16 protein-coding genes are annotated in these 14,112 nt (G+C 68.3%); 3 read left to right on the top strand and 13 right to left on the bottom strand.

The features are described from left to right. Positions 1 to 20 precede the first annotated feature (20 nt). From LI337_RS03315 to LI337_RS03305, 3 genes are all read right to left on the bottom strand, one after another. Complete coding sequence (locus tag LI337_RS03315) at positions 21 to 428, bottom strand: TRAM domain-containing protein (RefSeq protein WP_227228294.1); 408 nt, start codon at positions 426 to 428, stop codon at positions 21 to 23. Between the two features lie 120 nt (positions 429 to 548). After that, complete coding sequence (locus LI337_RS03310; RefSeq protein WP_227228293.1) at positions 549 to 1,340, bottom strand: YkgJ family cysteine cluster protein; 792 nt, start codon at positions 1,338 to 1,340, stop codon at positions 549 to 551. Positions 1,341 to 1,407: 67 nt separating this feature from the next. Beyond that, positions 1,408 to 2,229, bottom strand: a complete 822-nt coding sequence (locus tag LI337_RS03305; RefSeq protein ID WP_227228292.1) for an MBL fold metallo-hydrolase — start codon at positions 2,227 to 2,229, stop codon at positions 1,408 to 1,410. 226 nt (positions 2,230 to 2,455) lie between these two features. On the opposite strand from LI337_RS03305, the gene LI337_RS03300 reads away from it, so the two are divergent. Continuing rightward, positions 2,456 to 3,043 (top strand): S26 family signal peptidase, encoded by a 588-nt coding sequence (locus tag LI337_RS03300; RefSeq protein WP_227228291.1) that lies wholly within the window; start codon positions 2,456 to 2,458, stop codon positions 3,041 to 3,043. Between the two features lie 33 nt (positions 3,044 to 3,076). On the opposite strand, the gene LI337_RS03295 is transcribed toward LI337_RS03300, so the two are convergent. After that, positions 3,077 to 4,018: a cation diffusion facilitator family transporter gene (locus tag LI337_RS03295; protein WP_227228290.1), complete on the bottom strand. Its 942-nt coding sequence runs from the start codon at positions 4,016 to 4,018 to the stop codon at positions 3,077 to 3,079. Between the two features lie 82 nt (positions 4,019 to 4,100). Next, a complete protein-coding gene (locus LI337_RS03290) occupies positions 4,101 to 4,640 on the bottom strand; it encodes an HIT family protein (RefSeq protein WP_227228289.1) in 540 nt (179 codons plus the stop codon). A gap of 345 nt (positions 4,641 to 4,985) precedes the next feature. Between LI337_RS03290 and LI337_RS03285 the strand changes: the two genes are divergently transcribed. Beyond that, positions 4,986 to 5,186 carry a DUF7835 family putative zinc beta-ribbon protein gene (locus LI337_RS03285; RefSeq protein ID WP_227228288.1) on the top strand — a complete coding sequence of 67 codons (201 nt, stop codon included), beginning with the start codon at positions 4,986 to 4,988 and terminating at the stop codon, positions 5,184 to 5,186. 113 nt (positions 5,187 to 5,299) lie between these two features. Here LI337_RS03285 and map read toward each other — a convergent pair whose 3' ends face one another. The 7 genes from map to LI337_RS03250 all read right to left on the bottom strand — a co-directional run bounded on the left by map (position 5,300) and on the right by LI337_RS03250 (position 12,252). Beyond that, the gene (map, locus tag LI337_RS03280) at positions 5,300 to 6,193 is read right to left on the bottom strand and encodes a type II methionyl aminopeptidase (protein ID WP_227228287.1); all 894 of its coding nucleotides are present in this window, start codon (positions 6,191 to 6,193) and stop codon (positions 5,300 to 5,302) included. 93 nt (positions 6,194 to 6,286) lie between these two features. Continuing rightward, a complete protein-coding gene (locus tag LI337_RS03275) occupies positions 6,287 to 7,480 on the bottom strand; it encodes a redox-regulated ATPase YchF (protein WP_227228286.1) in 1,194 nt (397 codons plus the stop codon). A gap of 90 nt (positions 7,481 to 7,570) precedes the next feature. Further along, a complete protein-coding gene (locus LI337_RS03270) occupies positions 7,571 to 7,762 on the bottom strand; it encodes a hypothetical protein (RefSeq protein WP_227228285.1) in 192 nt (63 codons plus the stop codon). Between the two features lie 45 nt (positions 7,763 to 7,807). Further along, on the bottom strand, positions 7,808 to 8,584 hold the full coding sequence (locus LI337_RS03265) for an enoyl-CoA hydratase/isomerase family protein (RefSeq protein WP_227228284.1): 777 nt from the start codon (positions 8,582 to 8,584) through the stop codon (positions 7,808 to 7,810). A 359-nt stretch (positions 8,585 to 8,943) separates the two neighbouring features. Then, on the bottom strand, positions 8,944 to 11,082 hold the full coding sequence (locus LI337_RS03260) for an AAA family ATPase (protein WP_227228283.1): 2,139 nt from the start codon (positions 11,080 to 11,082) through the stop codon (positions 8,944 to 8,946). A gap of 6 nt (positions 11,083 to 11,088) precedes the next feature. Next, the gene (locus tag LI337_RS03255; protein WP_227228282.1) at positions 11,089 to 11,289 is read right to left on the bottom strand and encodes a hypothetical protein; all 201 of its coding nucleotides are present in this window, start codon (positions 11,287 to 11,289) and stop codon (positions 11,089 to 11,091) included. Positions 11,290 to 11,679: 390 nt separating this feature from the next. Further along, positions 11,680 to 12,252 (bottom strand): DUF7344 domain-containing protein, encoded by a 573-nt coding sequence (locus LI337_RS03250; protein WP_227228281.1) that lies wholly within the window; start codon positions 12,250 to 12,252, stop codon positions 11,680 to 11,682. A 322-nt stretch (positions 12,253 to 12,574) separates the two neighbouring features. Between LI337_RS03250 and LI337_RS03245 the strand changes: the two genes are divergently transcribed. Then, positions 12,575 to 13,675: a glycosyltransferase family 4 protein gene (locus tag LI337_RS03245; RefSeq protein ID WP_303645227.1), complete on the top strand. Its 1,101-nt coding sequence runs from the start codon at positions 12,575 to 12,577 to the stop codon at positions 13,673 to 13,675. A 4-nt stretch (positions 13,676 to 13,679) separates the two neighbouring features. Here the strand turns inward: LI337_RS03245 and LI337_RS03240 are convergent, their stop codons facing one another. After that, complete coding sequence (locus tag LI337_RS03240) at positions 13,680 to 14,030, bottom strand: DUF7510 family protein (protein WP_227228279.1); 351 nt, start codon at positions 14,028 to 14,030, stop codon at positions 13,680 to 13,682. Between the last annotated feature and the right edge of the window lie 82 nt (positions 14,031 to 14,112).

Here is a 14,112-nt window from a genome sequence, read left to right as displayed (position 1 = left end):
ATCTGTCGACGATCCGTGGCTCAGAAGTCGTCGTCGATGATCTCGCCGACCGCGAAGTTCGACTTGACCTCGGTGATCTCGACTTTCACGCGCTCGCCGATCTCCGCGCCGGGGACGATGATGACGTAGCCGCGTTCGACGCGGGCGATGCCGTCGCCCTGCTTGCCGATGTCCTCGATCTCGACGTACCGGAGTTCGCCGACCTCGACCGGTGGTTGTGGCTCCGACGGCGGGCTACTGCTCTGGGACGCCTCGTCGGTGTCGCTCGACTCGCCACGACTGCGAGAGATGAGCGCGACTCGGTAGGTATCACCCGGTTCGATAGCGCCGGTCTCGACCTCTCTACGGGGTACCTCTACGACGTAGCGGTCGTCCTCGGCCCGCACGTCCGCACTGAACAGACACAGGAGTTCATCTGAGATTTCCAACGTGTAGACCTCCATTCGTTGTGTGGTGCGAATCGTTAAAGGTGTACCGCCGGAGGAACGTGGCCGAGACTTGGGGTTTCGGGGCCGACTGCCCGCGACGTCGGTGCTGCCGGTGGCCCACTACAACGCCGACCCATCCGGTCGCTTCGCACCCTCGGAGTCGTGGACGACGACCTCGCCCGCCTCCGTCTCGACCGGCCGGTAGCCGTCTCGGACCGCGATCGCCTCCTCGATCTCACGGACGGCACGCTCCTTCAGCGCCGCCGCCAACTGTTCGGCGTTCTCGCGAGAGATGTCTCGGCCCAGTCCTTCGCACTCGTGCGCGCGGACCTGCCCCGCCTCGTCCACCGCCTCGCCCATCGGCTGAGCGGTCCCGCCGAGTGCGACGCTGAAGGGGTACGTCTCACAGATCAGTGGTCGGTCCTCGTGGACCGCACAGGCACCGGTCCCGTCGTCGCTCTCGCGGTAGAAGGTACAGTCGCCGCAGGCGTCGGTCTGCAGTGCCCACTCGAAGGTCTCGCCAGTCTGCTCGCCGTCGACCTCCTGCAGGCCGTAGGGCATCGGCCGGGCCACGTCCCGCCAGTCGTAGTCGGTCGCGGCCCGGAGGTCCCGAACCTCGTCCGGGAAGACGGTCGCGGTGTGGGGTTCGCGGTCGTCGTGACAGTCCGCGTCGGACGACGCCGAGTCTTCCCGACGCGTGTCGTCTCTCCTCTCCTCGCCTCCCGCGTCGTCTCTCCTCTCCTCGCCTCCCGCGCCGTCGTTCGCTTGCTCGCCTCCTGTGTCGGCTGGATCGTACCCCTTGCAACACGCGCCACAGCGCGTACACTCGAAGCCGATGGACTGGATCGCGTCCGCGAGGCTGTCGGTGTCCAACTCGCGGGCTTCGGCGAGTTCCGCGTCGAGACTCTGCACGCCCGGTGCTGGGGGTCGGAGAGCGAAAAGCGCGTCGGGTGAAATCCCGCGTGTCCTGTGTCCCGCGTCACGCCGGGGCGACGCGCTCCGAGTCGGCGTCCCACTCGATCCGCCCGGCGCGGGCGAGTTTCTCGACGTGCGCGATCACGGTCGCGCGAGCCAGATCACGTACGCCGGTCAGGTCCTTCTCGTAGGCCGCGTCGAGCACCGCGTCGATGTCCCGCGCACCGCCTCGGATCACAGACTCGATCCGGTGCTCGCGGTCGTGCCGGTGGGCAAGCAGGCGAGTGCAGGTCGCTCGGGGGTCGGAGATCGTCGGCCCGTGCCCGGGGTGGAGTCGTCGGGCGTCCCGTGCGAGGAGGCGGCGCAGGGCGGTGCAGTAGGCCCGCACGTCACCCTCCGGTGCACCGACGACCACGCTCCCCTCGGCGACCGCGAGATCGCCGACGAGTATCTCCGTGGCCGTCGGCCCCGACCGCGTCGCACTCGCGTTGGTGTCCGACTGCTGGAACGCGAACGCGACGTGATCGGGTGCGTGGCCGGGCGTGTCGAGGACCGTCACCGGCGGGTCGCTCGGGATGGTCGTCCCCTCCGCGAACGTCCGGTCCGGGCCGACGCCGGTCGCCTCCCGGAACCGCCGTTCGCGGCCGCGCCGGCACCAGACGGTCGCGTCGGTCTCACGGGCGTAGTCGGCGACTGCCCCGACGTGATCCGGGTGAGTGTGCGTGACCGCGAGGTGCTGGACGTCGTGGTCGCCGACCGCGCCGTCGAGGGCCGGACTGCGCGCCGGTGGATCGACGAGCAGTGTGTCGGTCTGGCCGACGAGGTAGGCGTTGGTGGTGCCGCCGGGGGCGCGCGTCTCGACCGGGACCGTGACCGAGGTGAGCATCTGACTCCGGGTTCGTGGCGGTGGGAGGGATGTGTTTCGCTCTCGGATGCGACCGAGTGGGTTGGTGGTCCGGACGAGACGGGCGGTGGCGGTTGCGGTCGCTTCGCTGTCGCGGGCCCGTGCCACGTACCGGACGTGACGATCGGCATCACGACAGCGACACCGCGTTTCCGTTCCAATCGAGTGCATCGAAAGATACAGGTCTGTCGCCCGAAACCCTCCGACGATGGGAGACGACGAGCAGAAGCCCCTCTGGCGCGACCTCGCCGAGACGGTCGGCACCGTCCTCCTCGTCGGCGCGGTCCTCTTCGCCCTCAGCGGGGTCTGGCCCCCGATGGTCGCCGTGGAGAGCGGGAGCATGGAACCCCACATGAGCAAGGGTGATCTGATCTTCGTCACCGGCCCGGAACGCTACACCGCCCCGGCCGCGACCGACGGCGGCGTCGTCACCCGCGACGCCTCGCAGGGCTACGAACGCTTCGGGATGCGCGGCGACGTGGTGGTCTACGCCCCGCCGGACAGACGCGGGTCGCCGATCATCCACCGGGCGATGTTCCACGTCGAGGCCGGCGAGAACTGGTACGACGAGGCGAACCGGAGCGCACTCCCGACCGGTGTCGAGTCCTGTGCCGAACTCGCCAACTGTCCGGCCCCGAACGCCGGCTACATCACGAAAGGCGACGCAAACCCGACCTACGACCAGGCCATCCGGCGCGCTCCGCCGGTGAAGGACGCCTGGATCCAGTCGAAAGCGACCGTCGGCGCACCCTACCTCGGCTGTGTCCGCCTCGCCCTGACCGGGCAGGCCTGTTGAGCAGTCGTCGCACGAGACGCCCGCGACGGCCACTCACGACCCCTCCTCGCCCTCGCCGTCCGGTCTGATCCCCGCCAGCCGATCCGTCTCCGGGTCCTCCTTCCACTCGTCCAACTCCTTCGGGTCGATGTGGACGAACACGTCGTCGACCTCCGGCATCGCCCGGATCGACTCCACGACGCCCGTCTCGATGTCGTGGGCCTGCCGGAGTGTCATGTCGCCTTCCACCTCGATGTGGAGACTCACGTCCACCTCCGGCCCGACGTAGTGGGCGATCACGTCGTGTGCGCCCCGCACGTCCGGGTGTGCGAGGGCTCGGCGGACGATCTCGGCGCGGAGTTCCTCCGGCGGTGCGGTTCCGATGAGGTAGTTCAGGTTGTCGCGCGTGATCTCGTAGCCGGTGTACAGCACGCCGAACGAGACGACACCGGCGGCCAGCGGATCGAGGACGGGGACGCCGACCGACGCGCCGAGGACCCCGATCAGCGCCGCACCGGCGGTCAGGATGTCGTTCCGGTTGTCCTTCGCGGTCGCAACGAGTGCCGGGGAGTTGTGTTCGTCGCCGACCCGGAGACAGTACCGGTAGAGCGCGTACTTCGCGGCCGCCGACCCGGCGAGTACCGCGATCCCGGCGGTCCCGGCAGAGACACCGTAGGAACCCGAGAGGACGGTCGTCACCGACTGGTAGAGGATGGCGAACCCCGCGCCGATGACCCCGACCGCGATGACGAGCGAGACGAACGGTTCGATGCGCTCGTGACCGTGGGGGTGTTCGAAGTCCGGCGGTCGGGTCGTGAGATACAGTCCCGCGAGGACGAACAGCGAGTAGACCGAGTCCGCGAGGCTGTTGACGGCCTCGGACCCGACGGCGAGACTGCCGGTCGCGTACCAGACGCCCGCTTTCGCCGCCACCAGCGCGAGGTTGACCGCGAGGATCACGAACCCCACGCGCCTGACGGCCGACTGGCGATCCATCGCTCGCCGCTTCGGCACCGGACAGGAAAAGGCGTTCGGCGTCGGGTCGCAGCCTCCGAGGCCGGCGGCGAGTCGCGTTCGCTCAGTCGATCTGTACTGCGGTCTCGCCGTCCGCGACCGTCACGCCGTCCTGCTCGGCGAACGCCTCGTGGAGTTTCGCGTAGGTGTCGTCCAGCGCCTCCACGACGACCTTCGTGTCGCCGACGACCGGCATGAAGTTGGTGTCGCCCGACCAGCGCGGGAGGACGTGGGTGTGCAGGTGGTCGTCGATCGACCCCCCGGCCGCTGCCCCGCCGAGGTTCTCGCCGACGTTGAAGCCGTCGGGCGCGAAGGCGCTCCGGAGTGCAGAGAGCGTCCGACGTTTGAGTTTCGCGTGGTCGAGCAGTTCCGCCTCGCTCAGGTCGACCCAGTCGCCGGTGTGTCGGCGCGGGATGACCATCGCGTGGCCGGGGTTGTAGGGGTAGTTGTTCAACAGGACGACCGTGTGTTCGCTCTCGGCGAGCAGGAGGTGCTCGCGGTCCGCGTCACGGTCGGGGATGACACAGAACGGACAGCCGTCGATGGCGTCCTCGCCGTCGCGTTCGACCCACTCGATGCGCCACGGTGCGAACAGCTGATCCATGTCACCCGCGACACACGGCCCGGGCATAGGTGTACCGTGACGACGACGACACGAGGTGACGACGTCGACCGCGGACGTGGGCGACTCCGACGCCAGACCGCCAAACGACACGATTCTTCACGGCGTGGGGCGCTGAACAGAACTGCAAACAAAGTAGTATATAAAGACTGTGGCCGTTCACCGAATTAAGCCGAATTATGAGAGTCGAGAGCGCTCTTTGAACAGTCTCGTCGTCTCTCGTCTCGTGAGAGAGCCGATCGTACTCTCGTCTTGCGATGAACGGTCGGAAACGGGTGGAACGAAAGGGGGTTTTTATTCACATCTCGCCGCAAGGTGCAGGTGACGATGGCAACGAAACCGACCGATCTCGACCGGATGACGGAACCGTGTGAGCGCTGTGGCACCGAGACCCACCACGACGTACACGTGGAGATCCGCACGGAGAGTGCGAAGCAGAAGAACGCACAGTTCTCGCGTGAGCCGTACCGGGTCGCAACCTGCCAGCGCTGTGGTGACGAGCAGTCACAGCGCATGAACAACGCCTGATTCTCGCGGGACGTTCGCCGTCCGTGCGCCGATGGAGCACTAGCGACGGCAGCCTGCACGTCGGACCGTGTATCGGAACCGAGGAGAGATCGCTGACGAGCCGCGGCCGCCGTCTACGCTGTCAGAATCTCGATGCCGTCTTCGGTGACGACGACGGTGTGTTCCGCCTGGCTGACGTACCGGCCCTCCTCCTCTTTCAACACCGGATAGCCCTTCACGATCCCGTTCTGCTTCAGTCGGCGGAGCGCCATCGAGGCACGCGGCGAGTCGAGCCAGCGTTCCGCGAAGGGAAGCCCGTCGAACTCGTTCGTGATCTGCTCTAAGACCTGTCGTGCCTGTCGGTTCCGGACCGACCGCTCGCGCTGGATCTCGAAGATCTCCTCTTTCGACCCTTCGCCGACCTTCCCGCGTCCGTCGGTGGCGAACGGTTCGACCGCGACGACCTGTCCGGGTTCGAGTTCGACACTGCGCTCGACGCCACGGTTCGGGACGCTCGGTTCGGTGTGCGCGTCGAACTGCTTGACGCCGTGGCCAGAGAGGTTGAGGACGGGCGTGTAGCCGTAGCCCCGGATGACCTCCTCGATCTCTCTGCCGACGACGCCGGTCTCGACGCCCGGTCCCATCGCGTCGAGTGCGGCGTCGAGAGCCTCCTCGGCCGCTTCGACGAGTTCGGTGTGGTCGCCGAGGTCGACCGTCACGGCCGCGTCCGCGATGTAGCCGTCGACGTGGACACCGATGTCGAGACAGACGAGTTCACCCTCGGCGAACTCGGTCTCGTCGTCTCTGGCCGGCGTGGCGTGGGAGGCCTCCTCGTCGACCGAGATGTTCACCGGGAAGGCGTGGCCGCCGCCGAGTTCCTCGACGCGGGACTCGGCGTACTCCGCGACGTCGAGGTGGGTGACGCCCGGTTCGATCATGTCGGCGGCTTCGTCGATCACGGTTCGCCAGATGTCGCCCGCCTCGCGGTACTTGTCGAGGACCTCGCTGTCGAGGGCACCGTCTGTCATACCGCCGGCTTGGCCCGACGGCGGCAAAGAGGTTCCGGAGTCGGCGGTGCCAGCGGGAGTCGAGACGGCGGAGATCGGAGCGGCGAGGCGCAGTCAGTTCGTCGAGACCAGTTCGACCACGTCGCGGTGGTGCAGCGTGCGGTCCCCGCCGAGTTGGCGCTTGCTCCGGCAGTCGATGCCGTGGAGCAGGCCCTCGCCGATGTCGGAGTGGAGGTGGTGGGCGAACTCCTCGGTCGTCGCTCCCTCGGGGAGCAGGAAGCAGTCACGCATGACTCGGCCCTGCTCGTCGCCCATCGACTCGGCCCCGCCGGGGAAGATGGCCATGACGCCGAGCGTGTCGAACAGTGCAGTCTCTAAGGCCTGCTGGACGCCGGTGCCGTCGTACTCGGTCACGAACGACTCGATCTGTTCGAGGCCCTCGCGCTGACCGTCGCTCACGTCGCCGGTGATCTCGAAGTCGTTGTCGCCGGGGTCGTAGTCCACGACACCGGCCTCGGCGGCGTTCTTCAGCGCCTTCTCGGCGTGGGCGCTCGCGGGGACGATCGGCAGGTGGTCGTACTCCGGATCGTCGGTGATCTCGGCGTAGTTCGCCTGTCCCTCGGGCGTGTCGAGTTTGTTGCCCGCGATGACGATGGGTTTCGTCTCCTTGCGAATCTCGCGGGCGAGGTCGAGGCGGTCGGACTCGTCCCACTCGTCGGGGTCGAACCCGACGCCGACACGCCGGATGAATCGCTTGAGTTCGTCCTTGTTCGTCTTGAACGCCGACATCTGCTCGGCGAGTTCGATTTCGATGTCCTTCTCGGTCCCGTGGTAGCCGGAGCGGTAGCGTTCGATCCCCTTCTCCAGAATCTCGAGATACCACTGGTCCAACTCCTCCTCCAGGAAGTCGATGTCGTCGCGGGGGTCGTGGCCCTCGGTGGGTTCACCCTCGGCGTCGGTCTGCCCGGAGAAGTCCACGACGTGGATCAACACGTCGGCCTCGTTGAGGTCGGTGAGGAACTGGTTGCCGAGGCCGTTCCCCTCGTGTGCGCCGGGGATCAGCCCCGCCACGTCCACGAGTTTGACCGGGACGTACCGCGTCCCGTCGGCGCAGTAGCCGGTGTCGGGCGTGCAGGTCTCGTCGAACTCCGGGGCGGCACACTCGACGCGGACGTAGGCTTCCCCGACCGTGGGGTCGATCGTCGTGAAGGGGTAGGCACCCTCCGGCACGTCGTTCATCGTCGCAGAGTTGAAGAAGGTGGACTTGCCGACAGAGGGTTTGCCGACGAGTCCGATCTTGTAGGCCATTACCTCTCGGTGGCGTGCTGGCGCGTAAATCCCTTTCCGAACCGACCGACCGCGGTACGGTGTGGCGTGACACGCGAGGCAGGAGTGCTCTCAGTTCTCGCCCTCGTCACGGCCGACGAACAGCACGGCGACGACGACCCCGATGCCGACGCCGACACTCGTCACGAGTGCGCTCGCGGTCGGTTCACCGACGAGTCGCGCGACGCCGAACCCGACCACCACGGCGACCACGAAGTTCGCCGCCACGCGGGCACGGAGCGACTGACGGAGGTGCTCGATCACGACTCGACTCACGCTACGAAGATTGAAAAGACCCTGCGCTGGCCTCTACTCGAACTCGGGATCGCGCTTCTCCACGAACGCCGCCATCCCCTCGCGCTGGTCGTGCGTACCGAACAGGCCGGCCCACGCCCGGCGCTCGTAGGCTAGTCCGGCGTGCTGGTGCGTCTCGTGAACCTGATTCAGCGCCTCCTTCGCGGTCCGGAGCGCCACGGCCGGTTTCGCGGCCAGTTCCGTGGCCATGTCGCGGACGTGGTCGTGGAGTTGGTCGTGTGCGACGACCTCGCCGACGAGATCGAGTTCGTTCGCGTCGGAGGCGTCCACGCGCTCCCCGAAGAAGATCAGTCTGCGGGCGGTCTCGTCGCCGACGAGTCGCGTCAGTCGCTGGGTGCCGCCCCACCCCGGCACGATACCGAGGTCGATCTCGGTCTGTCCGAGGACGGCGCGCTCGGAGGCGACCCGCAGGTCGCAGGCCAGCGCGAGTTCACACCCGCCGCCGAAGGCGTAGCCGTTGATCGCGGCGATCGTGACGCCGGGGAAGGACTCGATGGCGTCGGCGACCCGGTGGCCGAGTTCGGCGTAGGCCTGCGCCTCCGGTGTCGTGAGGTCCTGCATGTAGCCGATGTCCGCGCCGGCGACGAACGCCTTCTCCCCCGCGCCGGTGAGGATCAGCACGCGAGCGTCCTGCGCCTCGGCCTCTGTGAGGGCATCTTCGATCGCTTCCAGCGTCTCGACGTTCAGCGCGTTCAGGCGCTCCGGCCGATCCACGGTGAGGGTCGCTATCGCGTCGTCGTCGATGTCGAGGGTGATCGTGTCCCACTGCATGGCTGGCTGGACGTGCGTCGTGACCGTAAGTGTGCCCCGACCCGGTGGCCCGTCGTGTCCCGTGGGTGATCGTCTGCCGAGCGCGTCGAGTGGGGTCGACAGGTCGGTGATCGCGCGGGGGAACCCGGCAGTCGCAGTACCCCCACGCCTCCCCGACTGCTGGCGACGCGGACGGCGAATCGGTCCTCGCCGTCGCTCGGACACGATTCGGGTCGGGTCGCCAGCAGATCGCGTCCTCTCGGATTCCGGGGTGTCGAAGTGCAGTGGGCTGAGGGTGCTGATGCGGTGGGCCAGCAGTGCTGGTGCGGTGCGCTGGCGGCGTCGATGTAGTCGAGTCCCGGATCGTCCTCGTCGCCGATTCAGCGCGCGAGTTCCTCCGACAACCCGTCGTAGTACTGCCGCATCGACTCGGTGATCGAGGGGCGGGCCGCGTCCAGCGCCTCGCGCAGGTGCTTGGCCTCGACTCGCAGTGGCGGCGTCTCGCCGCCTTCCGCCGACAGGTACGCCTCCATCGCCAGCAGCGACGCCTCCCGGATCACCGCCTCGATGTCGCTCCCGGTGAACCCTTCGGTCTCGCGGGCCAGCGCCTCGAAGTTCAGGTTCGTCGTCGGCACGTTCCGCGTGTGGACCCGGAAGATGGCCGCCCGCGCCTCCTCGTCCGGGACCGGCACCTCCACCAGTCGCTCCAGTCGACCGGGCCGCAGGAGTGCCGGGTCGATGCGGTCCGGCCGGTTCGTCGCCGCGACGACCGTCACGTCCGACAGTCGCTCCAGTCCGTCTAACTCGGTCAACAGCTGTGAGACGACACGCTCCGGCGCGTCGGCGTCGGAGTCGCCACGCTCCGGCGTCAGGGCGTCGATCTCGTCGAAGAAGACGATGGCCGGCGCGTTCGCTCTGGCGCGCTCGAACACCTCCCGAACCGCCTTCTCGGACTCGCCGACGAACTTGTCCAGCAGTTCCGGTCCCTTCACCGGGATGAAGTTCGCCTCGGTCGCGGTCGCCACCGCCCGCGCGAGCATCGTCTTCCCGGTGCCGGGCGGTCCGTACAGCAACACGCCCTTCGGCGCGGTCACGCCGAGTTGCTCGAACAGGTCCGGGTGCCGGATCGGCCACTCGGCCGCCCGGATCAGTTCCCGCTTCGCCTCCGCGAGTCCCCCGATGTCGTCGTAGGAGACGTTCGGGACCTCGACACGGACCGACCGCATCGCACTCGGCCCGACCGCCGTCAGTGCCGCGTCGAAGTCCGCCGAGGTCAACGCGGGCGTCTCGCCCGGCGTGGCTCCGGCGTCGCCCGCCAGCAGGTCGACGCCGCCGAGTCGCGAGAGCGCCGCGCCGGTCGCCGCCCGGACCACCGCGTCAAGGTCGGCCCCGAGATAGCCGCCGGTTCGCTCAGCCACGTCGTCGAGGTCCACGCTGTCGGCGAGTCGAACTCCGCGCGTCTGGATCGACAGAATCTCGCGTCGACCCGCCCGGTCGGGCGCACCGAGTTCGATCTCCCGGTCGAAGCGGCCACCGCGCCGCAGCGAACTGTGGACGTCGTCGGCACTCCGGGCGGTCCCGAGCGCGACCACGCCGTCGGTGCGTGCGATCCGGTCCAGCAGATCCCGCACGCCCGACAGCAGTCGGCGGGTCGTGGTGTCCTCGTCGTCCGGCACCACGCTGTCGATGTCGTCGAGCACGACCACTGCGGGCGCGCTGTCTGCCGCCTCCCGCCCGACCTCCCGCAGGCGCTCGATGGCCGACTCGGTACTCCGGCCGAGCAGTGCCGAGGGCGGCACCGGGAGCACGTCCACCTCGCTCTCGGTCGCCAGCGCCTGCCACAGCAGGCTCTTGCCGGCACCCGAGGGGCCGTACAGCAGGACACCGTCCGCCGGTCGTCGCCCGAGGTCGCCGACCAGTTCCGGCCGCACCAGCGGGAGTTCGACCAGTTCGCGGACCTGCCGGAGTTCGGCGTCGAGTCCGCCCACGTCGTCGTATCGCACCGGGGGAATCTCGACGAGGTCGTCCAACTCCTCGGCCGGCCTGTCCCGGACCGTCACGGTCGTCTCGTCGCCGACGCGCACCGGACCGGACGGGTCGGTCGCCACGACCCGGAACGGGAGGGTGAGTGCACCGTCGAGCAGGCGGGCCTGCACGCGGTCTCCGACCCGGATCGGCGACCCGGAGAGCGTCCGGGAGAGCGCAGACTCGCCGCCTTTGATCGTCAGCGTCTGGATCGGCGCGAGCGTGACGCTCCGGGCCGGTTCGACGCTCGTCGGCGAGACTTCGACCTGCTCGTCGGTCGAGACGCCCGCGTTGCGCCGCATCGTCGCCGAGAGTCCCACCGCGTCGACCGGCACCGCGTCGTCCGGCGTCACCCGCCCGACGGTCTCGCGGCCGCCGGCGAGCGAGACGGGGTCGCCGGGTCCGAGTCCCAGTGCGTCGAGTGTCGCCGGGGCGACCGCGACCAGTCCGTGGTCACCGCCGTCGCTGGCGACGACGGTGAGTCGCTCACCCACGGGCGATCACTCCGGCGGTGCGGTCTTCGGCAGGTACTCGCCGTTCAGGACGTAGTTGACCGCACAGAACGCGCCGATCGCGACCGGCACTGCGGCGATCGTCGAGAAGACGATGAGTCCCTGCCAGTAGGCGACTGCGTTGCAGGCGATCAGCGTCACGACGGCCGCGAGCAGCGGTGGCCAGTGGTGTGACTCGATCAGTGCCATCTGCGATCCCTCCCCAGCGTCGAAGTCGAGTGTGAAGTCCCCACGAGTGGTGGTGTAGTAGGGCGGCGCGACAATAAATCCACAGGCGGGGTGAGCGTCCGCCGTCCCGTCGTATCGGGGGTCGTGTGGTCGTATCGGGGGTCGTGTGGTCGTATCGGGGGTCGTGTGGTCGTATCGGGGGTCGTGTGGTCGTATCGGGGGTCGTGTGGTCGTATCGGGGGTCGTGTGGTCGTATCGGGGGTCGTGTGGTCGTATCGGGGGTCGTGTGGTCGTTCGGGTTCTCTGTCGTCGTTCGGGTCCTCTGTCGTTCTTCGGAAGTTCCGTCGGGTGCGAGCCTCGGCCCTCGGTCGGGAACTCGTCCGGCGGTGGGTCGCCGCCACCGCTCGGCGGTCACCCTCGTCGCTCCGACCAGACTGCCCGCCCGGCGAGTCCGGCGACTCCGAGGAAGGCACCGGCCGCGACGACCCACGACGCAGTCGGTGCGACGCCGGCCGCACCCGCGAGCAGACCGCCGATGCCGAGGAGCCCCAGACCGGCGTAGGGGAGCGGAGAGACCGCCTCCTGCCGCCGTGTCGTGTACTCGGCGATCCGGTCGCGGTACGCCCGAATCGCCCACAACCCGGCGGCGGGCCGGACCTGCTTGCGGTCGGCGTCGTAGGTGACGACGCCGAACTCGTCGAGTTTCGGGAGGTGGCACTGGTGGAGCGTGATGTAGACGCTCTGACGCGTCTTCCGGTCGGGGTCGCCACCGCCGGCTTCGACGCGGGCCACTTCGTCCGCGAGGGTGCGCAGCGTCGTCTCGTCGTCGAGCAGTTCGACGATAGCGCGCCGCCGGTCGTTGACGAGGACTTCGTGGCGGACGGCAGGCGTGAGGGTCGAGGCCGATTCCTCGGGGGTCTGTCGAGAACTATCGGTCGCTGGCTCTGTATCCCGTCCTCTCTCGGAGGACGGCACAGAGACCATAGCTACGTCTCTGCGGCATTTCTCTTAAGTCCGACGGCCGGTTCCAGTCACCGGTGTCCCGGAATATTCTCGCCGACGCGACAGGTCTCCGTCGTGTTCTGGCGGTCGGCGCGGACCGCCGGTGACTGTCGGAGTGCTGACTATCGGTGGCAGTGCGGTCGCGGTCGGCGTCCGGTGGGGGTCGGCGTGTGGTCGCAGTCGGCGTCCGGTGGGGGTCGGCGTGTGGTCGCGGTCGGCGTCCGGTCGTGGTCAGTCGCCGTCACGGACAGCGTTAAGTGGTCGGTGTGGGATATCCTCACAGTATATGACTCCGAGTGTCCTGCTGTTGGGGTGGGGGTTCCCACCGAACGTCACGGGCGGCCTCGACGTACACGTCGGCGAACTGTTCGAGGGACTGGAGCGTCGCGGAGTGGACGTCGAACTCGTCCTCCCGGAGGAGTACGCGCCGGACCGTGAGAACGTCGTCGGCGTCCCGACCGGCGAAGGCGACATCATCACCCGGATCGGGCGACTCTCGGAGACCTTCGCCGAACGCGCGGCGGACCACGAGATCATCCACACCCACGACTGGTTCGGCTACGGGCCGGGCCTGCGCGCGAAACGGAACAACGACGTGACGTGGGTCGCGTCGTTCCACTCGCTCTCCTCTGACCGGAACGTCGACCCGCCTCAGCGCGAGGTCGAGACCGAACGCCGGATCGTCGAGAACGCCGACTACCTCATCTCCGTCAGCGAACTGCTCGCCGGCAACCTCCACGAGCAGTACGGCGGCGAGTCCGAGGTCATCTACAACGGCTTCTCCTCGTGTGAGACCACCGACCGCGACGTTCGCGCCGAGTTGGGCATCGACGGCGAGATGATCTTCTTCGTCGGTCGCCACACCCACCAGAAGGGGATCGAACACCTGATGTACGCGATGACGAAGATCCTCGACCGGGACGTGACGCTCGTCCTCGGCGGGAAGGGCCACCTCTCGCCGCAACTGAAACTGTTCGCCGAACTCCTCGGAATCGAAGACCGCGTTCGGTTCCCCGGCTTCATCCCCGAGGCGGAACTGGGCGACTACTACGCCGCCGCCGACGTGTTCGTCTCGCCGTCGCTCGCGGAACCGTTCGGGATCACGATCACGGAGGCGCTCTCGGTCGGGACGCCGGTCGTCGCCACCGAGTGTGGCGTCGCGGAGGTCCTCCCGGAGAACGCCCTGGTCGAGGTCGAACCGGACTCGGACTCGATCGCGTGGGGGATCCGGCAGGCGCTGGCGATGGACGGCGCGCCTGAGTACGACCCGTTCACCTGGGACGACTGCGTGGACGGGAACCTCGCGGTGTACGAACGCGTGATGGCAGAGCGGGAGTCTGGTGGAGACGAGACCGGCGAAGACGCGAGACAGGCGACCGACGCAGAGGGCGCAGTCGAGGAGTAGCGACTCAGTCGGCCCGGAGCAGGCGCAGGTCGGTGACTGGTTCGGGGTGGACGATACGGTACCCGGTGCGGGTCGGGTGGATGCCCGGCGAGTTCCTGCCCGCCCCGTAACTGCTCTGCTGGCTCGACTCGTAGGGGCTCTGTTCTGCACGCTGGTACGACGATTCCGAGCGGACACCCTCGTAGGGACTCTCACCCTGCGTCGTCGGCGTCTCCTCGAAGCCGTCCGGCGGGAGGTAGATGCGTTCGCCCGACTCGGAGCGGACGACGACGATGGCGTCCTGTTGGCCCTCCAGCGTGATCTCTGTCCGACCGTCCCGCAGCGACACGTCGAAGTCTACCTCGTCGGCTGGCATACTACGACGACTGACCCCGACCCACTTAGCCCTTCGTGGTGAGGCGGCAGTTCTACGGGTGTTCCGTCCAGCAGTCGGCGAC

The sequence above is a fragment of the Salinirubrum litoreum genome, assembly GCF_020567425.1.
GTDB classification, from domain to species: domain Archaea; phylum Halobacteriota; class Halobacteria; order Halobacteriales; family Haloferacaceae; genus Salinirubrum; species Salinirubrum litoreum.
This window is presented reverse-complemented; position numbering and strand designations above follow the sequence as displayed.